Below are 18,204 nucleotides of genomic sequence, written 5' to 3' on the forward strand. Positions count from 1 at the left end.
TATGATATGGCGACGTCCACCGAACGTGCAGTCCTAGCCGGCGGCTGTTTCTGGGGCATGCAGGATTTGATCCGGCGCTGTCCCGGCGTGATCTCTACCCGCGTCGGCTATAGCGGTGGCGATGTGCCCAACGCCACGTATCGCAACCACGGCAGCCATGCCGAAGCCATCGAGATCGTTTTCGATCCGGCCAGGATCAGCTTTCGCACATTGCTCGAATCCTTTTTCCAGATCCACGATCCGACCACCAGGAACCGCCAGGGCAACGATGTCGGAATGAGCTATCGCTCGGCGATCTTCTACACCAGCGACGAGCAGAAGCGCGTCGCCGAAGACACCATCGCCGATGTCGATGCCTCTGGACTGTGGCCGGGCAAGGTCGTCACCGAGCTTGCGCCGGCGGGCGATTTCTGGGAGGCGGAGCCAGAGCATCAGGACTATCTCGAGAAATACCCCAACGGCTATACCTGCCACTTTGTCAGGCCGGGCTGGAAGCTTCCGGTCCGCGAAAAGGCTGTTTCGTAACGCAGCCGCTATCGTCTGCTTATCTGGCGGTCGAACTATTCTTCCGCGCGATCGGTATGCCGGCCGCCTCGTAGAGGTGGCCGTGCTCGGGCTGCCCATAGACGAACGCGCCGTGGACGGGTTTGTCGTCGACCTCAGAGTCTGAGAACGCGACGGCCTCGATCTTCTTTGTTCCGGTCAGGCTCTGGTTTCGAAGATAGGCAAAGGTTCGCACCGCTTCTCCAACAATTCGATCGAGAAACTCCTTTGGCCGCCTCCCGGGCCGTCGCACGAGGCTTGGAAAGCGCTCTCGTCCCGAAACAAAATGGTGCTGTGCGCAAAGCGCCGGCATGATCTGATAGATTCGGTTGAGCGAGCAGGTCATGAATCCTGGGTGAAAAAGAACGAAGTCGACCTCTCCTCTCAGATGCATGGTCCTGCGCAGCAATCTTTGCGCTGCCGATCTGGAGAGGACATAGCCTGCGGCGCCCGCGTGCAGCCCATAAAGTCTGGCAAGCGAAAACCCATCATCGAGAGCGACTTCCTTGCGTCCGACCCTCACTTTGGCAAAATGCGTTTCCAGCTTGATCACATCGGCATCGCGTGGCACCCATCGATCGGAAGCAAGCAGCGAGCCGGCGCCAGCGCCGAAAACGACGTCGTCCTCGAAAACCGCGCCATATTGATCCGCGCCGTTCGCAACGATCTCCCGACACGAGCGGTGGCTCAGGAAACAGCAAACCTCAGCAGCGCTCAGCGGGCTTTTGGCGACAGAGCAGCAATCGGGGCAATCAATGGCGGAGACACGCTCAAGTGGTACTCCGATCCGGCCGAACTCGGACGCGACATGCGCCAGCCGATCGCGAGAACGATCAAGATTGATCACCAGACACCTCATCAGCGCCCCCTTTGTCCGGTGATCAGTGAATATCACGTTCCCGTTATTGCACAAAATTTGCTTACGTGCGGGGCAGTGGGTAGCGGCGTACGTGCCGCCGGTTGATTTTGGAGGTTGGGTGGACATTGACTGCATCCCCGGCGAGGCGCGAGGCTTAACCGTGCGCGGATAGACGAGTCGAGTCGCCCTAGAAGCCGAAGAATTGCCGGCCGATCATGTATCCAAGCGCGACGACCACAAGGGGAAACAGGGCGGCGCCAGCCGACCAAGAGCGGAGGTCTTTGGCTGTTGCCTAGAGATGGTCGTGGGCGCATTGCCGAGATTCTTGGTCATCCGGCATAGTAGCAAGCGCTGATTAACGATTCCGTAACCCGGTCGAGGCCGCCGCGGCTTTTTGCGTTTCTGGCGCGACCTTGACAATGCCCAGCCCGTGACGCAACTGGGCCGTCTTGAGAGCATTGTGAGGCAAGGTCAATGCGGCTGATTCAGCGTCATGTCGATTTGGTTTGCACCGGCGCTAGGTCGTCGGCCGGCACCGGCCGCCCACAGGACGAAGTCCTGCACGCCTCGATCGATCCCGAAATGCCTCCCGTCCATTTTCGCGCGACCCCTACACTCCGCATCGTTGACGGCGAAGCGCTTCCTTGACGACCGGCGATCCAATCCTCTTCGTCGGCTTCCCCGCGGTCGGCGACTTCGTCCGTTGCCATTCTGCCATCCAGATCATCGCTGCGCGATTTCCTGATCGCCCCATAGATGTCGTCACCTCGCCTGTCGCAGCGCCGCTGGCGCGCCTGATGCCGCATGTCAGGAAGGGCTGGGCGCTTGCCAAGCGTCATCAGCGCCCCGGTTTTGGCGAGCGCAGCCGCCTGGTTGGTGAGTTGCGCAAGGAAAATTACCGTACGGCCTATCTGATGACCAGCAGCACCAAGGCGGCGCTGATGGCGTTCATGGCCGGAATAGAGGAGCGCATCGGCTATCCGCAGGAGTTGCAATTCGGCCTCCTCAATCGCTTCCCCGCCGGCTGGTTGGCGCATCTATGGGCCTTCGGACCCCGCAAGACGCGGCTCTTCGAGGAGGTCTGCTCGATTGCCTCGCTTGGCGAAAAGCCGGCTGCGGGCGCAGAGTGGCCGGCGCCCCGGCTTGTGGTCGATCCGGCCGAGTTGGACGATTGGCGCCAGCACAAGAAGATCGATGCCGGCCGACCGGCCCTGGCGCTCTATACTGCCGACATTGAGAATTTCCGCTCATGGCCCGTCGAGCGCTTCATTTCGATCGCCAGAGACCATCATGATCGCGGCTGGGCAATCTGGATTGTGGGCGGACCGCGCGAGCACGCCGGTGCCGCAAAAATCCGCGCCGCCATTCCTGAGGCAATCGACTTCACCTCGACCCCGTCGATTGCTGACGCGATTTGCCAGATCGCCGCGTCGACCATGTTCCTCGGGGTTGATGGCGGGATTTCCCACGCCGCCGCTGCCCTGAACGTCCCATGCGCGCTCATCTACGGGCTGAATCGCCCCTATGTGCATGGGCCCGTAAACAACCATGTTCGCTTTATCGAACCGCCGCTTTCGACGCCTAGCTGGGTCAAGGACACGCGCGGCGTCAGCGAAACTCGGGTGAGGGAGGTTCTGGCTGACCTCTCAGCCGGTATTGCCAACTGACCGGTGGCCTCGCCGGCCCCAAGCGTCTGATCAAACGCTCCGTGGGGGCAACCATAGCCCCGTTTCGGGTTTACCCCTTGACACTACCCCTTGGCCCTGCGGTTTTCGGGCTCGTGATTGCCGACCCAATGTGCACGGATGCGGTCGCTGGCTTCAAGGTAGGCCATGTCGATGAGGTAGGTCAGAAGCTTCTGGCCGTCGGCTTCGGCTTTCTGCCGAAGCTCCCGCAGCATCCCTTGCGCGAACTGCAGGTTCTCCATTTTGCTCGGCTGGTCCATTGGTGCCCCCCCCAATGTCTGCGCATGAACTTTGCGCTGACTATGCTTGCATGAAGATTGCCGTGAAGTGGATATTGCACGTGCGGACCGCGATCCTGCGAAGGCGCTGGCTGCATGAAAGCCGCCCCATCCGGCTTCAAGATTCGCTACAATATGTGACGGAAAGAAAATAAACAAAGCTTCTTTTTGTACAAGAAAGGAAGATTCCTTCAGTTCACACCACGAGATGCTTGGACAGCATAGTTGACGTAACGATATTGCGTGGTCTTAAGCTCTCGTTTCCAAACAAACGTAGCATCGTTGCAACCACAAGACGAATTCCAGCTGACCGGGGACGCTCCGTTCGGCATCGGGCGGTTTCGAGAACGATTTCCTGCCTGCCGGCTGTCTGCGCCGCTCGCGCTAGGCCGACTTGCGTTGCGGCAAGCTAGACGGCGTCTCGACACCGTCAGAAATTGGTTCGGCTGTCCGGTTTGTCGGCTCGTCATCGACCCGGTCGTGCTCGAATTGCCGGGCGGCAGGCAAGCGTTGCAACCAGTGCTCACGGCGATTGACCCAGAGTTCATAGCTGGGCTCCAGCCCTTCGGTGGGCACCTCATCGAGGCTGCCAATCGTCACTTCCACCTCATTCTCACGAACCAAAGGGACCCGGCCGCCGCAGGTGGGACAAAAACTTCTGTCGCCGTAGCTGCTGACGATACCCGTCGTTTCGAACGCCTCGAGCGGCCACACTGCAAACGCCGAAAAAGCCGACCCGCTAGCCTTGCGGCAGTCCTTGCAATGGCAAAGGCCAATCCGAAAGGGATCTCCTGTCACCGAAAACTGGATGCCGCCGCACAGGCAGCTGCCGCTCCGCCTTGTATCATTGGGCATGACCGCTCCTCCATCTGGTTGGGCATCACACCACTACATCTTGCAGCGCCATGCGCACAATCAATTCACCCGCAGCGCAAGGGTTCCATGTCGCCTCGCGCAAAGCATCGTCTGAACCCGGGAGCGCCATGGCAACGACCGCCGCAAGGCTGCTGGATGTGTCAGTTCGGGAAATCGAACACCGGTTCCCGGCACCAATAGACACGGCACTGGCGATCACGTGTCGGAACGGAGGCAGCGACCGGCACCTCCGGCCAGTCGCACTCGTTGCCGTATTGGCGGACATAGCGATCGTAAGTATTCCGGCCGGTCGTCAACACCGCCGAGTGATGGCTCTGGATCAGGCGCTGCGTCTCCTCGCAGCTCATCGAACGCGTGTCGGGTCGGGCGTGGGCCGTGCTTGTTGCTGCAAACAACGCCGTTCCAATGATCCATGCGATTGTTTGGGATGTCATGGCGATCCTTATCCTAAAATACGGCCAGGTATTTCAACAGCGAAATGATGCCGATAATGATGACAACGATCTGCGCGATCTGCCTCGTGCGGCCATCGAGCGGCAGACGCTGGATGAGATAGAGCACCAGGATGATCACCAGAAAGTGATTAGAATGCCGATAAGTACCGATGAAGCCATGTCCCTCACTCCGTCTGGCTACGTCTGAGAAGAGTACGCAGCGGCAAATGCTCTGGCCCTTGATTGGTTCCTGTCGATGCGAAGCCATCGGCGCAGCGTAAAGGCCGCGAAACAACGTTCCGCAGCCTTTGAAGCTGGATGCCGATCAGGGCCTGTTTGCCGCAATGGTTGTCGTTTGCCATCGGCGACACAGTCCCAGGCAACTTGTTGCTGGCGTCAGGCGGGGCTAACGGGAGAACCGCCTCGGGTTGACGAGCTTCCGACAAAGACGGCCTGAGTTGCGCTTCGTTGTCGACATTTGCGCGAGCCCTGAGATCCGGCGCCGCCCGGCGGGTGATCGCCTTTTCGCAGGAGAACAATTGCCGTCCCAAGGGGACGACGGGAACCGAAACCTCGCACGTGCATCTCAGCTACCGCGGAACGGGCAAATCGAGCAGGTGGGGAATTTGGGGTAGGGAAATACGTCATCCAACATGCGGGGATTGGAATCCCAGGTGTCGGGCCCGCCAGTTTGTTGGGAGCGTTGCCCGTTGCAGCCTACACCATCGACACACGGGGCCGCATCACGTTCTACAACGAGGCCGCCGAACTTGAGTGGGACGACGCGCCGCGGTTTTGGCTCCGTCGTCCTCCAGCGGGTTGCGCCACAAGCGCTTAGCGGCACCGGACAACTGGAATTTGGGGACAAGGCGTCGTCTGGACGCTCCAGGCGCCGCCGAGTTCGGTCCAAATCTCTCTCGCGGATTTTGTCGATTGAAAGAGAGGGTCGCGCTTAGGACAATCCCAGCAGGGGAGCGGTTTGGCCGCCTGTGGTGTCGGAATTGCCGATGCCAGACAGTTCGTGCTTATCGTCGGCAAGCGAAGTCAATCTCCCCGCCTCGACGGAGGTCAGTCCGTCCAATTCCATCACCGCGCCGTAGAGTTGGGCCGTCTGCATCACAAGCCGCTCGACGTCTTCAAGGGCGACGTTCTCGTCCAGGTTACGCAATCGTATGTCCTCGGCAACCACCGCAATATTGACCATTCCGCGCGAGCGCAGCGCGCCCAGGACCCGTGAATTGAGATCCTCCCGTAGCCGAGCCGAATATCCGTAGCGCATGGAAACCTTCCTTTCAGGAGCCGGTTGTCCCGTCGTGATCAAGATGCGCCAACGACCTTCAGATGGCAAGAAGAATATAAAATATTCTCAAGTAAATCAAGTAGTTAGCAGACTGCGAGGGTTGTGCTATCGGCGTGTCTTCCTCATCGTTGGTCTTGTATGTGAGTCACCCATCAGCCTCTCTTGACGCGCTGCACGGGGACCCCTAGCTATACTGCAATTGAGACACATACTAACTCACCATATTTTTGGTCTTGACGGTTGGAGGCGCGAATGGCCGAGCTGGAACGACCCGAGCGACTGCAGATCATGCTGACAGCCGAGGAATTGGCTGCCTTGGAAAACTGGCGCTTCGAAAAGCGCATGCCAAGCCGGTCCGCGGCAGTGCGGGAACTGCTGCGGCGCGGCCTGGATGCGGATGGATTCCTGACTGCGGGACAAGGAACAAAGTCTCAGGACTTTGGAATTCTGGGCAGCAGTGTGACTGGCGACGGCCAGTCGGGCGAGTAATCCGACGGCGGTTAGCCAACAATCGCTTTTTCTGGAAGTGCCGCTACCAATTTATTGCAGTGGCGGAAACGCAAAGCGGGTCGGCTCTCGGCAGGGTACTGGTCTCAGCAGGGTACTCTTGGCGTATTGTTGCAAAGCCCGCTCCGGTTCGCCGGAGCGGGCTTTTTGCGTTTTCCGAACAGGAAATGGTCGCGATCGCTTTCAGATACGCTCAAGGTTCTCTTCGCACTCCATGCACGTGACGCTGTGACCGGGGCACCTGAGCCGGTGTGTTCCTCCAGGGCAGCAATGGCCGTTCGAGCTCGCCCACCGGGCACAGACAAACACCTTGCGGGTTCCGTGGCATTGTGGACATTCTATCGGACGCGCCAGCAGAGCCTCGTTCTCCGAGACACGGCATTCCCTCTCAAGAACCTGGACCATCTGAAACCCCAAGGCCGAAATACGGCTAAGCTATCCATACCCGGAAAGCCTAAATTAGAATTTAATCACATAGATCACGAGCCTTCCGAGGGGGAAGTTTCGCGGATGGCGATCTCAGGCCACCGGCAGTCCGCCGCGCGTGTCTCGTTCCCAATTTCGGCCGTCTCAAAGTCAAGCTCCGGTTGCTCCCGGCATCGGTCGACCCGCGATTTTGCCCACCGATTTTCGCATTCGGATCGTTATAGGCTTTCGCTTTGCTGGAGCGGCGTTAAAGCTGCCCGGCAAATGCCTGAGCGGGAACAGTCCGTTTCTGCGTCGGTTCGTTTGGACAAGGATGTCTGCCAATGACATTGATGGGCGCAGCGGCACTTTTGATCCTTGTCCTGACTTATGCCGGCGTCGCAATCGGGCGTATTCCAGGCCTCCGTCTCGACCGGGCAGGGATCGCCTTGCTGGGGGGTGCGGCGATGATCGCCATCGGCGCACTCAGTATGGAAGATGCCTATCGCGCCATCAATTTCGACACCATTACGCTGCTGCTCGGGATGATGATCGTGGTGGCGCATCTGAAGGTGTCCGGCGCCTTCCGGGCGCTTGGCGCCTACGCTATCGAGCATGCGCACGCGCCTTTCGTGCTGCTGGTGATGGTGACGCTTTTGACCGGCGTGCTGTCGGCGTTCCTGGTCAACGACGCCATCTGCCTGGTCATGGCGCCGATCGTCGTCCACGTCACCCGTGTCATCAATCGCAATCCCATTCCCTATCTGATCGCCACCGCCACCGCGTCCAACTGCGGCAGCGTCGCCACCATCACCGGCAACCCGCAGAACATGGTCATCGGCGCGCTGTCGGGAATTTCCTACCCGGCCTTTTCGGCCGCCCTGGCGCCGGTTGCCCTCTTCGGCCTCGTCGCGGTCATCGTCATCGTGCGCATCGTCTACCGCGCCGAATTCGCCCGCACCGCCGATCTCAACCCGGAAGTCTATCGCGGCCGCATGCTGCCGGGACAGGTGCTGAAGGCGGTGGTTGTCTGCATCGGCCTGGCCATCGCCTTCTTCGCCGGCGTTCCGGTTGCCAAGGCAGCGCTCATCGGCGGCGCCATCCTGTTGCTCACCCGCGCCATCAAGCCGGCCCGCATCTACCGCGAGATCGACGGTCCGCTGCTGTTCATGTTCGCCGGCCTGTTCATCGTTGTCGCCGGCGCCGAAAAGACGCTGCTGACGCCCGACATCATCGCCTCGGCCAAGAACCTCGGGCTGGACGACGTCTGGCGTCTATCGGGCTTCACCGCGGTGCTCTCCAACATCATGAGCAATGTTCCGGCCGTGCTGGCGCTGCGGCCATTCATACCCGGCCTTGAGAACCCCGGGCGTGCCTGGCTGGTGGTGGCGATGAGCTCGACGCTGGCCGGCAACTTCACCTTGCTTGGCTCGGTCGCCAACCTGATCGTCGCCGAACAGGCGCGGGCGGCCGGCACGCAGCTGTCCTTCTCAGCCTTCTTCAAGGTCGGCCTGCCACTGACGCTGCTCACCCTTGCCGTCGGCACGGCATGGCTGGCGGCTGGATTCTAGAGCAACTCCACGAAAAGTGTGAAGTGGTTCTCCGTCCGGAATTGCGTCAAAGAAATAGCGTGTTTCGCCGTCTCCATTAAACGGTGAACGCTCTAGCGGATAGTCGCCGATCCTGACCTTGCTCGAACCAGCGTTGCAGCGGCATGTCCGGCGGCCTCGACATAGTCGGGGTTGCGGTGGATCAGCATGATCGAGAACGCGCCGTCCATCAAAAGCACGATTTCGCGCGCCAGGGTCTGCGGCTCGTCGACGCCGTGGCCTGTGAGTTCGCCGGCCAGCCAGGTCTCGAAATTCTGCTTATGCCGCGCCCCCGCTTTAACGGCCGGGTGTCCGGGCATGGAAGCGAGTTCGGCTGCCGTGCGCAGAAAGCCGCAGCCTCTCCATTTCGGGTGCTTCGCCACGCGCGCCAGATTGGTGAAAATCGCCTCGACCTTGCGCTCGACATCGCCTTCGGCCATCTCGAACCAGCCGGCTATCTGCTTGAGGTTCGGCTGGTCGCGACCGTCGAGATAGGCCGCGATCAAATCGTCCTTGCTCTTGAAATGATAGTAGAGCGTGCGCTTGGTCAGCCCGGCTTTTTCCGCCACTGCATCGACGCTGACGCGGCCGATCCCCTCGGCATAGAACAGCTTCGTTGCGGCATCGACAATGCGTTTGCGGGTAGGGCTTGGTGCTTCGCTCATACGCAAGTATACCGACTAGTGAATATACATACAACCGAAAGCCTGATCCTCTCCGTCGACAAACACAGGGAAGGAAAAGACATGACCGAGCTTGTGCTCACCGGGGCCCGCAACGGGATCGCCATCCTCACACTTAATCGGCCGGAGAAGCTCAACGCCTTGAACTATGCGCTGATTGATCGCCTGCTTGCGCTCCTCGATGCCGCCGAGACCGACGATGCCATCCGCGCCGTCATCCTCACTGGAGCAGGAGAGCGCGCCTTCTCCGCCGGCGGCGACATCCATGAGTTCTCAGGCAGCGTGGCCATCGGCGTCGACGTTGCCCTGCGCGACTTCGTCATGCGCGGACAGCGGCTGACGGCAAGGCTGGAGGCGTTCCGCAAGCCCGTCATCGCCGCCGTCAACGGCATCGCCTTCGGCGGCGGCTGCGAGATCACCGAAGCCGTGCCGCTCGCTATCGCCAGCGACCGCGCCTTGTTCGCCAAGCCTGAGATCAACCTTGCAATGCCGCCTGCTTTCGGCGGCACGCAGCGGCTTCCGAGGCTGGCAGGGCGCAAGAGGGCGCTCGAGCTGCTGTTGACCGGCGATTGGTTCCCGCCGCCGCGCGCCCTCGAACTCGGCCTCGTCAATCAGGTGGTGCCGCATGAGGAGCTGATGCCCGCCGCAATTGATCTCGCCCGGCGCATGACCAGGCATTCTCCTGCAGCAATTGCCTCGATCCTCACAGCAGTGGCGCGCGGCCTGAACCAGAGCATCGCGGATGGCTTGGCTGTCGAGGCCGAGCAGTTCGCCCGCATGGCTCCGACCGCTGATCTGCGCGAAGGGCTGGATGCCTGGATCGCACGCCGCCAGCCGGGCTGTCACGGCTCGTGGACGCACATCACCCGGCCGGATGAAGCCAAGCGAGCCTCAACGCAGCAGGACGGGCTTGCGGACCGCGATCAAGGCGCCGTCACGGCCACATGACCTTTCATGTTGGGGTGGAAGCGGCAGAAATAGTCGACCGCTTCCGCCTTCTGCAGGGTCAGGCTCGCTGTTGACTTCGGCGGGATCATCACTTCCCAGCCGCCCTTGACGGTAGCCGTGTGGGCGAACACGTCATTGTTCACCCACTTGATCGTGTCGCCGACCTTCGCCTCGACGGTGGCCGGCGAAAAGACAAGCTTGTCGATGGTGACCTGGATGGTTTCGGCCTGCACGGGTGAGGTCCCGAAGACCAGCGCCAGTGCAATCCATAGCAGCCGTTTCGACATGGCCTGGTCCTTACTTCAGCATACCTGCAACATGCTCGGCGTGCTGTTCATGGCCCTGAAAAATCTTCAGGCCGGTCTGCAGCAGGCTCTTCAACTCGGCATTGCTGGCCGATGGGATCAAAAGGGTTTCAAGCGCGCCGTCGACCTGTTTGTGGTAGGCGATCTCGTTGTCGACATAGGCTTTGTCAAAGGCTGCGCCGTCGAGTTTGGCGAGCTTCGCCCGCTCCTCGGCCGCAGCCTTGGTCAGCGCCTGGCTGGTTGCGTTGTCTTCCGGCGTCACCTTCAGCTTCTTTACCAGTTCCAGTGCCTGCGCGTTGACCGCTTCGTGGTCGCGCACCATGTCGTTGGCGAAATCCACGACCTCCTTGGTCTTCGATTTCTTGATCGCCTGCTTGGCGGCTTCCACATCGATGACGCCTGCGGTGTAGGCGATGTGGGCGATCTGCGGGTCCGTCGGCTTGTCGGCGGCTTGTGCAAGCGGGGCGGCGCCAAGCAGCAGCAAGGCTGCGAGGGTGGCGGTGTGTCGGGTAAGCATGGCATCTCCTTCGCCCGGACGCGGGATCGCGCCGGGCCATGTTTTTCAATTGACGGTCATTGGATGCGCAGCGGCGGCAAACGTTCCCGGGGAAATCGGCCAAATCAGCCGATGATCAGCTCTCCAGGCCGAGCCGCTGCATGACGGCGCTGGTCAGCCTGTCGCAGCGCCGGCCGGCAAACGGGAAGGCGTCGAGCAGCACCGGCCCGATCTGGTCGTCGAGTGCCTTGCGTACCAGGGCGCGGGCGCGGTGTAGCCTTGTCTTGACGGTTTCCGGCCGCACGCCAAGCAGCTCGGCGGTCTCCTCGATACTGAGCCCCTCGATAACCCGCGCCACGAACACCGTCCGATAAACATCGGGCAGGCTGTCGGTCGCCCGTTCCACCAACTCGAGGATCTGCCGCTGCGCCATCGTCCGCTCCGGATCGTCGCTGGGATTGAGGGGGAACTGGATGATTTCGGCTTGCGGGTTTTTCGCCACCGTCCGCCGCCTTTTGCGCAGACGACCGAGCGCCTCGTTGATGACGATGCGCGACAGCCAGGTGGCCAATGAGGACTCCCCGCGAAAGGCATCGAGATGGGCAAAGGCTCTGACATAGGCCTCCTGGACGATGTCCTCGGCTTCAGCATCGTTGCGCACCACCCCGCGAGCGATGCGATAGAGCCGCTGATTATGGGTCTTCATGATGATGCGGAAGGCGTTGCCTTCGCGTGCCAGCGCGCGGCGCACGAGAAGCATCTCGCTTGAAGCAGCAGTGGGCATTGCTACAGACATAGCAGGCATGGCAAGTTCCTCGATCCAATCCCCGACCGAACCTCGATCAAGACATTGGATGACATCGCCGGCAAAAGGTTCCCGGCTATTTTCGGGCTCCGACGGCGCCTAGAATACTGCTTCCGTCAACCGCCTGTCAGCAGCCTGTGCTCGCGCCGTTGCCGCAAGCAGATCGGTCTGCGTGATCAGACCAAGGATGCGGCTGTCCTCTCCCACGATGATGACTGCATGGGTGCGGCCGTCGGTGAGCACCGGTAGCAGGGCCATGGCGGGCGTACCGGTGGCGGCGGTCGACGCTGCCGACGTAACGCTTCCGACGGCTTCGCCGGCTCGCGCCAATTCCCTCAATCCAACGGTGCCGACCAGCCTGGCGTCCTTGTCGACAACCGGCAGCGTGCGGATATTGTGGTCGAGCAGCAGATGACGCGCCCGATCGGCGGACGCGTGTTCATCGACCGAAATCACGTCGCGCGACATGATGTCCTCGCACAACATGGTTCGGTGTGCGCGCATCGTCGCTTGCAGTTCGACCTGTCGCAGCAGTTGTTCGAGATCGTTGCGGTCGATGTCGAAGGTCTCGTCGAGCGCAGCCAGCGCGGCATCGATGTCCTCGGCCCGGAAGCCGATGCGCTCCTGAGCCGGCGGATCGATGGTTCCGTGCGTGCTTTTCGGGGCAGGGGCCGGCACATGCGGGTAGCTGCGTCGCGACAGCCTGTGGAAAGCATAGCCGAGCGCGACCAGCATCATGGAGTTCAGCGCCACCGGCACGAACGGAAACAGGAAGCCGGCACCGATCACGGCCGGCCCGCCGAGCACGGCGGTCAGTGCGGCGGCTCCGCCCGGCGGATGCAGGCAGCGTGAGAACGACATGGCGGCGATCGCCATCGCCACGGCAATGCCCGTGGCGAGAACGGGCTGATGGACGAAATGGGCCACGATCACGCCGACCAGCGCCGATATTGTATTGCCGCCGATGATCGACCATGGCTGCGCCAGCGGGCTTGCAGGCACCGCAAACAGCAGCACCGCCGAAGCCCCCATCGGCGCCACCAGCAGCGGCACATGCGGGCCGTTGCCAAGCACCAGCGCGCCGATCGCGCCGGTCAGCGCAATGCCGATCATCGCCCCGATGCAGGCGATGAGGCGCTCGCGCAGCGTCGCGCCGGCGAGAATGGGGACAAAGAGACGAAAGGCCATGGTAAGCTCAGTCCGGCTGGAATTGTGGGCGCAGCGCCTGCAATGGCGTTGGGCCGACGATTTTGAAAGTCAAACCGATCCGAAAAAGCGCGCGTTGGGGAAATAACATTGCGCTTGGTCTACCCATGAGCGGCTTTGCGACGTCGATCGTCCTACGAAAGTCGCTCGCCAATCCTTTCAACGGGTTAAGCGGGCTAGCGGAATCAGCTTCGCAAGTTTGCTGGTGTCATGCCGCAGCGGCCGCTTCCAGCCCGCGCAGGATATCGGCCTTGAGGTCCTCGACATCCTCGAGCCCGATCTGCAGCCGGATCAGCGGGCCGTCATAGGGGCCCTTGGCGACGGTACGGTCGCCGAGGAAGACCGGCACGGCAAGGCTCTCATAGCCGCCCCAGGAATAGCCGAGACCGAAGATTTTCAAGGCATCGAGGAAGGCATGCTGCTGTCTCTGGCCGCCGCCTTTGAGCACGATGGAAAAGATGCCGCTCGAGCCGGAAAAATCACGCTTCCACACCGCGTGGTCGGGGTGGCTGGGGAGCGCCGGGTGCAGCACGCGGGCCACGCCGGGCTGGCCTTCAAGCCAGACGGCAATGGCAAGCGCGCTCTTTTGATGGTGATCCAGCCGAACGCCCATCGTGCGCAGGCCGCGCAGGACTTGATAGACGTCGTCGGGGCCGGCGCAGCAGCCCATCGTGTAGAACGTCTCGCAAAGCTGCTTCCAGCAGTTGGCATTGGCAGACACTGTGCCCAGCAGCACGTCCGAATGCCCGGCCGGATATTTCGTCGCCGCATGGATCGAGATATCGACGCCGTGGTCGAGCGGACGGAAATAGAGCGGCGTTGCCCAGGTGTTGTCCATCATGACGATGGCGCCCGTTTCATGCGCCGCCTTGGCGATCGCCGGAACGTCCTGCACCTCGAAGGTGTTGGAGGCCGGTGATTCCGTAAACACGACTTTGGTGTTCGGCTTGATCAAGCTGGCGATGCCGGCGCCGGCATGCGGATCGTAATACTCGACCTCGACACCCAGCCGCTTCAGCATCGTGTCGGCGAAATTGCGGGTCGGATGGTAAACGGAATCGACAATCAGGATGTGATCGCCTGCCGAGAGAAACGCCAGCAACGGAACGGTCACCGCCGCCAGGCCCGACGGCACGATTATGGTGCCGGCGGAGCCTTCCAGCGCGTCGATCGCATGCGCCAACGCATCGGTGGTCGGCGTGCCGCGTGTGCCATAGGTGTATTTCTGGCTGCGCGCCGCCATCGCCGACGCATTGGGATAGAGCACGGTCGAGGCATGCACGATCGGCGGATTGACGAAGCCGAAATAGTCGTGCGGATTGTTGCCCGAATGGGCAAGCCGCGTGTTGATACCCATCTCGTTGCAGTCAGTCGCCATTGCTCTTCGCCTCGTGGTGAAAGCGCTAGCCATAGAGCGGCGGCATTGGCCGTGCAACAGCGGGCGCCCGCCACGCGGTGCCCTTTGCATAGGCCAATTCCCCCATGAATAGTCTGGAACGCGTGGCAATCCAGAGCCGCGGATTTCATGAGTGGATGTGGATTAGCGTCGACGGACTTTGCCGTTTTTGTTTGCGGGGCTTGCTGCTTTCCTGAGGGTGTTGTCCGCAATTCAGGCATTTGCGGCAATTGGTTTTCAAAGCTGTCGTGAAACGGTCATTTCCCTTGACCTCACAGAGATAATCGCCTTCGATGCAGTTCGTGAATGGGAGGGGCCGGGCGTCGATTACGACGCGAGGTTCCGGAATGAGCCGGATGGGAGCCGGGTTCACGCGGGAAAAGATCAGGATTTGCCTGAGGATCAGGGTTTACCTGAAAACAGAAAAGGGTCTGTGGGTTATGAAACATATTGCAATTGGCATTCTCGGTGCCGCTGCGCTTGGATGGATGGCTTCGGCCTCGTCGGCGACAACGCTCGATACCGTCAAGGCGAAGGGCTTCATCCAGTGCGGTGTCTCGACGGGCCTGGCCGGCTTCTCGGCGCCTGACGACAAAGGCGATTGGAAAGGCATCGACGCGGATTTCTGCCGCGCTGTCGCTGGTGCAGTCTTCGGCGATGCCTCCAAGGTCAAGTTCACGCCGCTCAGCGCCAAGGAGCGCTTCACCGCGTTGCAGTCGGGCGAGATCGATCTCCTGTCGCGCAACACCACATGGACCATCAATCGCGATACCGCGCTTGGCCTGAACTTCATCGGCGTCACCTATTATGACGGCCAGGGTTTCATGATCAACGCCAAGAAACTGCCTGGCGTCAATTCGGCGCTGCAGCTTTCAGGTGCGGCAGTCTGCGTGCAGAGCGGCACCACCACCGAGCTCAACCTCGCCGATTACTTCAAGGCGAACAAGATGGAGTACAACCCGGTCGTCTTCGAAAAGCTGGAAGAGGTCAACGCTGCCTATGACGCCGGCCGCTGCGACGTCTACACCACCGACCAATCCGGCCTCTATGGCATCCGCCTGACGCTGAGTGCGCCGGCCGACCATGTCGTGCTGCCCGAGATCATCTCCAAAGAGCCGCTCGGCCCTGCCGTACGCCAGGGGGACGACCAGTGGTACCACATCGTCAAGTGGACCTACTTCGCCCTGTTGCAGGCAGAGGAACTGGGCATCACCCAGGCCAATGTCGAAGAGATGAAGACCTCGGATAATCCGGAGATCAAGCGCGTGCTCGGTCAGGAAGCCGAAACCAAGATCGGAACCGACCTTGGCGTGAGCAATGACTGGGTCGTCAACATCGTCAAGGCAGTCGGCAATTACGGTGAGATGTTCGAGCGCAATGTCGGCACCGGAAGCCCGCTGAAGATCGCGCGCGGCATCAATGCGCTGTGGACCAAGGGCGGCCTGCAATACGCACCGCCGATCCGCTGATCGAAATGTGATCCGGAAGGCAGATCATCTGCCTTCCGGTTTCTCTTTCCAGGGGATGAGCAATGGCGTCGCAGGAAGTTCTTCGCGAGGAGCCGAGCCGCGGTTCCTTCATCAACGATCCGAAAGTCCGCGGGTTTTTCTTCCAGGCGGTGGTTGTCATCTTGCTGGTGGCGGGCGTCTGGTGGATCGTCCACAACGTCATCGTCAACCTGCAGCGCCTGCATATTACTTCCGGTTTTGGCTTCCTGAACAACCGAGCAGGCTTTGACATTCCAGTCAGGCCCATCGCTTATGATTCCGATTCGACCTATGGCCAGGCCATTGTCGTCGGGCTTATCAACACCATTATCGTCGCCGTTGCCGGCATTATCACCGCGACCATCATTGGCTTCATTGTCGGCGTCGGCCGGTTATCGCGCAACTGGCTGGTTCGCAAGATTTGCACGGTCTATGTCGAGGTGTTCCGCAACATCCCGCCGCTGCTGGTGATCTTCTTCTGGTATTCAGGCGTGCTCGCGGTACTGCCGGCGCCTCGCGACAGTTTCAATTTGCCGTTCGGCTCTTTCCTCAACCAACGCGGTTTCTATTTTCCGCGCGCTATCTGGGGCGACGGCTCCTGGCTGATGTTTGTCGCCTTGCTCGTCGGCATCGCCATGGCTTTTTTTGTCGCGCGCACGGCACGCCAGCGGCAAATGGCAACCGGCCAGCAGTTTCCCGTATTCTGGACTTCGGCGGCGCTGATCGTCGGCCTTCCGCTCCTGGCCTATGCGCTGAGCGGCTTTCCCTTGAGCTTCGACTTTCCAAAACAATCGACCTTCAACCTGACCGGAGGCTTTCAGATCGGGCCGGAGTTCCTGTCTCTCTATTTGGCGCTGTCCTGTTACACGGCCTCCTTCATCGCCGAGATCGTGCGCGCCGGCATTCTCGGCGTCAGCAAGGGTCAGACCGAAGCGGCTGGCGCCCTGGGGCTACGGCCGGGATCTATCCTGCGGCTTGTCGTCGTTCCCCAAGCCATGCGGATCGTCATCCCGCCGCTGACCAGCCAGTATCTCAACCTGACCAAGAACTCGTCGCTGGCCATTGCCATCGGTTACCCCGACCTGACGGCGATCGCCGGCACAGTGCTGAACCAGACCGGTCAAGCGGTCGAGGGTGTGCTGATCATGATGGTCGTCTATCTCATCATCAGCCTGGTGACGTCGGCGGTGATGAATGTGGTCAACGCCAGGATGGCGCTGGTGGAGAGGTAAGGCCATGCAGGAACATGATACCTCCTGGGTGCGGACCGAAATGGCACTCGCTCAACAAGCCCCGGCCGGCGTGCGAGGGCCTTTGGCCTGGGTTCGCAAGAACCTGATCGGTTCGGTGGGCGACGTCATCCTGACTGTAGTGGCTATTGCGCTGGTGGTGATGATCGTGCCGCCCATCGTCAACTGGGCCTTCATCAACGCCCAGTGGACGGGGCCGGACCGGACTGTATGCGCCACGGTGGCGCAAGGCGGCATCCAGCCGGACGGTTGGTCAGGCGCCTGCTGGGCCTTCGTCAACGCGAAGTTCGGCCAGTTGATGCTTGGCCGCTATCCCCTGGAAGAGCGCTGGCGGCCGATCCTGGTCGCCGTCCTGTTCGTGGCGCTGCTGGTGCCGTTGCTGATGCCACGCGTGCCGCGCAAGGGGTTGAACGCCATTCTTCTATTCCTGGCATTGCCGATCATCGCGTTCGTGCTCCTGGTCGGCGGCATCTTCGGCCTGCCGCATGTGGAGACCCAGCTATGGGGCGGGCTGCTGGTGACGCTGAGCCTGTCCTTTGTCGGCATTGCCGTGTCGCTGCCGATGGGCATCGTGCTGGCGCTTGGCCGGCGCTCCAAGATGCCGATCGTCAAGACACTGTGCGTGGTCTTCATTGAGTTCGTTCGCGGCATCCCGCTGATCACCGTTTTGTTCTTTGCCAGCGTCATGCTGCCGCTGTTTCTGCCCGCCGGGGTTTCGTTCGACAAATATCTCAGGGCGCTGATCGGCGTCTCGCTGTTTGCCGCCGCCTATATGGCCGAAGTGGTGCGCGGCGGCCTGCAGGCGATCCCCAAGGGCCAGTATGAGGGTGCGGATTCGCTTGGCCTGGGCTACTGGCAGAAGATGGTGCTGATCGTGCTGCCGCAGGCACTGAAGCTGGTCATCCCCGGCATCGTCAATACCTTCATCGGTATGTTCAAGGACACAAGCCTCGTCATCATCATCTCGATGTTTGACCTGCTTGGCGTCGTCAAGCAGAACTTCTCGGACGCCAATTGGGCGACCCCACAGACCGCGAGATCCGGTCTCATCTTTGCAGCCTTCGTCTTCTGGCTGTTCTGCTTCGGCATGTCGCGGTATTCGATGTACACGGAACGCCGGCTCGACACCGGCCACAAACGTTGATGCATGTC

19 protein-coding genes and 1 pseudogene are annotated in these 18,204 nt (G+C 61.0%); 8 read left to right on the forward strand and 12 right to left on the reverse strand.

The window, feature by feature from the left end; all coding sequences use genetic code 11:
* Positions 1 to 6 precede the first annotated feature (6 nt).
* Positions 7 to 525, forward strand: a complete 519-nt coding sequence (gene msrA / locus NKJ18_RS29095; RefSeq protein ID WP_023814803.1) for a peptide-methionine (S)-S-oxide reductase MsrA — start codon at positions 7 to 9, stop codon at positions 523 to 525.
* A 19-nt stretch (positions 526 to 544) separates the two neighbouring features.
* Here msrA and NKJ18_RS29100 read toward each other — a convergent pair whose 3' ends face one another.
* Positions 545 to 1,528 carry a glycosyltransferase family 25 protein gene (locus NKJ18_RS29100; RefSeq protein ID WP_352761049.1) on the reverse strand — a complete coding sequence of 328 codons (984 nt, stop codon included), beginning with the start codon at positions 1,526 to 1,528 and terminating at the stop codon, positions 545 to 547.
* A 518-nt stretch (positions 1,529 to 2,046) separates the two neighbouring features.
* Here NKJ18_RS29100 and waaF point away from each other — a divergent pair.
* Complete coding sequence (gene waaF / locus NKJ18_RS29105) at positions 2,047 to 3,069, forward strand: lipopolysaccharide heptosyltransferase II (RefSeq protein ID WP_352761052.1); 1,023 nt, start codon at positions 2,047 to 2,049, stop codon at positions 3,067 to 3,069.
* Positions 3,070 to 3,152: 83 nt separating this feature from the next.
* Here waaF and NKJ18_RS29110 read toward each other — a convergent pair whose 3' ends face one another.
* From NKJ18_RS29110 to NKJ18_RS29130, 5 genes and pseudogenes are all read right to left on the reverse strand, one after another.
* On the reverse strand, positions 3,153 to 3,347 hold the full coding sequence (locus NKJ18_RS29110; protein WP_023689885.1) for a hypothetical protein: 195 nt from the start codon (positions 3,345 to 3,347) through the stop codon (positions 3,153 to 3,155).
* Positions 3,348 to 3,749: 402 nt separating this feature from the next.
* Complete coding sequence (locus tag NKJ18_RS29115) at positions 3,750 to 4,220, reverse strand: GFA family protein (RefSeq protein WP_023705683.1); 471 nt, start codon at positions 4,218 to 4,220, stop codon at positions 3,750 to 3,752.
* 161 nt (positions 4,221 to 4,381) lie between these two features.
* On the reverse strand, positions 4,382 to 4,675 hold the full coding sequence (locus tag NKJ18_RS29120; RefSeq protein ID WP_352543700.1) for a hypothetical protein: 294 nt from the start codon (positions 4,673 to 4,675) through the stop codon (positions 4,382 to 4,384).
* Positions 4,676 to 4,688: 13 nt separating this feature from the next.
* Positions 4,689 to 4,855 (reverse strand): annotated as a pseudogene (locus NKJ18_RS29125) (Thivi_2564 family membrane protein).
* A 772-nt stretch (positions 4,856 to 5,627) separates the two neighbouring features.
* Positions 5,628 to 5,954: a hypothetical protein gene (locus tag NKJ18_RS29130; RefSeq protein ID WP_023727873.1), complete on the reverse strand. Its 327-nt coding sequence runs from the start codon at positions 5,952 to 5,954 to the stop codon at positions 5,628 to 5,630.
* A gap of 273 nt (positions 5,955 to 6,227) precedes the next feature.
* Between NKJ18_RS29130 and NKJ18_RS29135 the strand changes: the two genes are divergently transcribed.
* Together NKJ18_RS29135 and NKJ18_RS29140 are read left to right on the forward strand one after the other, a co-directional pair.
* Complete coding sequence (locus tag NKJ18_RS29135; RefSeq protein ID WP_023671471.1) at positions 6,228 to 6,464, forward strand: hypothetical protein; 237 nt, start codon at positions 6,228 to 6,230, stop codon at positions 6,462 to 6,464.
* A 767-nt stretch (positions 6,465 to 7,231) separates the two neighbouring features.
* Positions 7,232 to 8,458 (forward strand): anion transporter, encoded by a 1,227-nt coding sequence (locus tag NKJ18_RS29140; RefSeq protein WP_031203129.1) that lies wholly within the window; start codon positions 7,232 to 7,234, stop codon positions 8,456 to 8,458.
* A gap of 92 nt (positions 8,459 to 8,550) precedes the next feature.
* Here NKJ18_RS29140 and NKJ18_RS29145 read toward each other — a convergent pair whose 3' ends face one another.
* Positions 8,551 to 9,141: a TetR/AcrR family transcriptional regulator gene (locus NKJ18_RS29145; RefSeq protein ID WP_023730434.1), complete on the reverse strand. Its 591-nt coding sequence runs from the start codon at positions 9,139 to 9,141 to the stop codon at positions 8,551 to 8,553.
* Positions 9,142 to 9,222: 81 nt separating this feature from the next.
* Here NKJ18_RS29145 and NKJ18_RS29150 point away from each other — a divergent pair, with 81 nt between their 5' ends.
* A complete protein-coding gene (locus tag NKJ18_RS29150) occupies positions 9,223 to 10,107 on the forward strand; it encodes a crotonase/enoyl-CoA hydratase family protein (protein WP_023730435.1) in 885 nt (294 codons plus the stop codon).
* Here the strand turns inward: NKJ18_RS29150 and NKJ18_RS29155 are convergent.
* The 5 genes from NKJ18_RS29155 to NKJ18_RS29175 all read right to left on the reverse strand — a co-directional run bounded on the left by NKJ18_RS29155 (position 10,083) and on the right by NKJ18_RS29175 (position 14,297).
* Complete coding sequence (locus tag NKJ18_RS29155; RefSeq protein WP_023730436.1) at positions 10,083 to 10,394, reverse strand: cupredoxin domain-containing protein; 312 nt, start codon at positions 10,392 to 10,394, stop codon at positions 10,083 to 10,085. The genes NKJ18_RS29150 and NKJ18_RS29155 overlap by 25 nt on opposite strands.
* 10 nt (positions 10,395 to 10,404) lie before the next feature.
* Positions 10,405 to 10,929 (reverse strand): DUF4142 domain-containing protein, encoded by a 525-nt coding sequence (locus tag NKJ18_RS29160; RefSeq protein WP_023824487.1) that lies wholly within the window; start codon positions 10,927 to 10,929, stop codon positions 10,405 to 10,407.
* A 115-nt stretch (positions 10,930 to 11,044) separates the two neighbouring features.
* Positions 11,045 to 11,713: an RNA polymerase sigma factor gene (locus tag NKJ18_RS29165; protein ID WP_352761057.1), complete on the reverse strand. Its 669-nt coding sequence runs from the start codon at positions 11,711 to 11,713 to the stop codon at positions 11,045 to 11,047.
* 99 nt (positions 11,714 to 11,812) lie between these two features.
* Positions 11,813 to 12,901 (reverse strand): HPP family protein, encoded by a 1,089-nt coding sequence (locus tag NKJ18_RS29170; RefSeq protein ID WP_352761058.1) that lies wholly within the window; start codon positions 12,899 to 12,901, stop codon positions 11,813 to 11,815.
* Positions 12,902 to 13,127: 226 nt separating this feature from the next.
* Entirely contained in the window at positions 13,128 to 14,297 is a 1,170-nt protein-coding gene (locus NKJ18_RS29175; protein ID WP_023671479.1) for a cystathionine beta-lyase, read from the reverse strand.
* Between the two features lie 458 nt (positions 14,298 to 14,755).
* On the opposite strand from NKJ18_RS29175, the gene NKJ18_RS29180 reads away from it, so the two are divergent.
* The 3 genes from NKJ18_RS29180 to NKJ18_RS29190 all read left to right on the forward strand — a co-directional run bounded on the left by NKJ18_RS29180 (position 14,756) and on the right by NKJ18_RS29190 (position 18,196).
* Positions 14,756 to 15,784, forward strand: coding sequence for an amino acid ABC transporter substrate-binding protein (locus NKJ18_RS29180; protein ID WP_023715182.1), 1,029 nt, complete (start codon positions 14,756 to 14,758; stop codon positions 15,782 to 15,784).
* A gap of 62 nt (positions 15,785 to 15,846) precedes the next feature.
* Entirely contained in the window at positions 15,847 to 17,034 is a 1,188-nt protein-coding gene (locus NKJ18_RS29185; RefSeq protein WP_023671481.1) for an amino acid ABC transporter permease, read from the forward strand.
* A 4-nt stretch (positions 17,035 to 17,038) separates the two neighbouring features.
* On the forward strand, positions 17,039 to 18,196 hold the full coding sequence (locus NKJ18_RS29190) for an amino acid ABC transporter permease (RefSeq protein ID WP_023705694.1): 1,158 nt from the start codon (positions 17,039 to 17,041) through the stop codon (positions 18,194 to 18,196).
* Positions 18,197 to 18,204: the final 8 nt, after the last annotated feature.

It is taken from the genome of Mesorhizobium sp. M0217 (assembly GCF_040321955.1).
Lineage (GTDB): Bacteria > Pseudomonadota > Alphaproteobacteria > Rhizobiales > Rhizobiaceae > Mesorhizobium.

Coding starts and splice junctions, on each gene's coding strand:
- NKJ18_RS29140 (WP_031203129.1), top strand. CDS start 7,232: ATGACATTGATGGGCGCAGCGGCACTTTTGATCCTTGTCCTGACTTAT.
- NKJ18_RS29120 (WP_352543700.1), bottom strand. CDS start 4,675: ATGACATCCCAAACAATCGCATGGATCATTGGAACGGCGTTGTTTGCA.
- NKJ18_RS29190 (WP_023705694.1), top strand. CDS start 17,039: ATGCAGGAACATGATACCTCCTGGGTGCGGACCGAAATGGCACTCGCT.
- NKJ18_RS29135 (WP_023671471.1), top strand. CDS start 6,228: ATGGCCGAGCTGGAACGACCCGAGCGACTGCAGATCATGCTGACAGCC.
- msrA (WP_023814803.1), top strand. CDS start 7: ATGGCGACGTCCACCGAACGTGCAGTCCTAGCCGGCGGCTGTTTCTGG.
- NKJ18_RS29145 (WP_023730434.1), bottom strand. CDS start 9,141: ATGAGCGAAGCACCAAGCCCTACCCGCAAACGCATTGTCGATGCCGCA.
- NKJ18_RS29165 (WP_352761057.1), bottom strand. CDS start 11,713: ATGCCTGCTATGTCTGTAGCAATGCCCACTGCTGCTTCAAGCGAGATG.
- NKJ18_RS29130 (WP_023727873.1), bottom strand. CDS start 5,954: ATGCGCTACGGATATTCGGCTCGGCTACGGGAGGATCTCAATTCACGG.
- NKJ18_RS29185 (WP_023671481.1), top strand. CDS start 15,847: ATGGCGTCGCAGGAAGTTCTTCGCGAGGAGCCGAGCCGCGGTTCCTTC.
- NKJ18_RS29115 (WP_023705683.1), bottom strand. CDS start 4,220: ATGCCCAATGATACAAGGCGGAGCGGCAGCTGCCTGTGCGGCGGCATC.
- NKJ18_RS29155 (WP_023730436.1), bottom strand. CDS start 10,394: ATGTCGAAACGGCTGCTATGGATTGCACTGGCGCTGGTCTTCGGGACC.
- NKJ18_RS29150 (WP_023730435.1), top strand. CDS start 9,223: ATGACCGAGCTTGTGCTCACCGGGGCCCGCAACGGGATCGCCATCCTC.
- NKJ18_RS29170 (WP_352761058.1), bottom strand. CDS start 12,901: ATGGCCTTTCGTCTCTTTGTCCCCATTCTCGCCGGCGCGACGCTGCGC.
- NKJ18_RS29160 (WP_023824487.1), bottom strand. CDS start 10,929: ATGCTTACCCGACACACCGCCACCCTCGCAGCCTTGCTGCTGCTTGGC.
- NKJ18_RS29180 (WP_023715182.1), top strand. CDS start 14,756: ATGAAACATATTGCAATTGGCATTCTCGGTGCCGCTGCGCTTGGATGG.
- NKJ18_RS29175 (WP_023671479.1), bottom strand. CDS start 14,297: ATGGCGACTGACTGCAACGAGATGGGTATCAACACGCGGCTTGCCCAT.
- NKJ18_RS29100 (WP_352761049.1), bottom strand. CDS start 1,528: ATGTCCACCCAACCTCCAAAATCAACCGGCGGCACGTACGCCGCTACC.
- NKJ18_RS29110 (WP_023689885.1), bottom strand. CDS start 3,347: ATGGACCAGCCGAGCAAAATGGAGAACCTGCAGTTCGCGCAAGGGATG.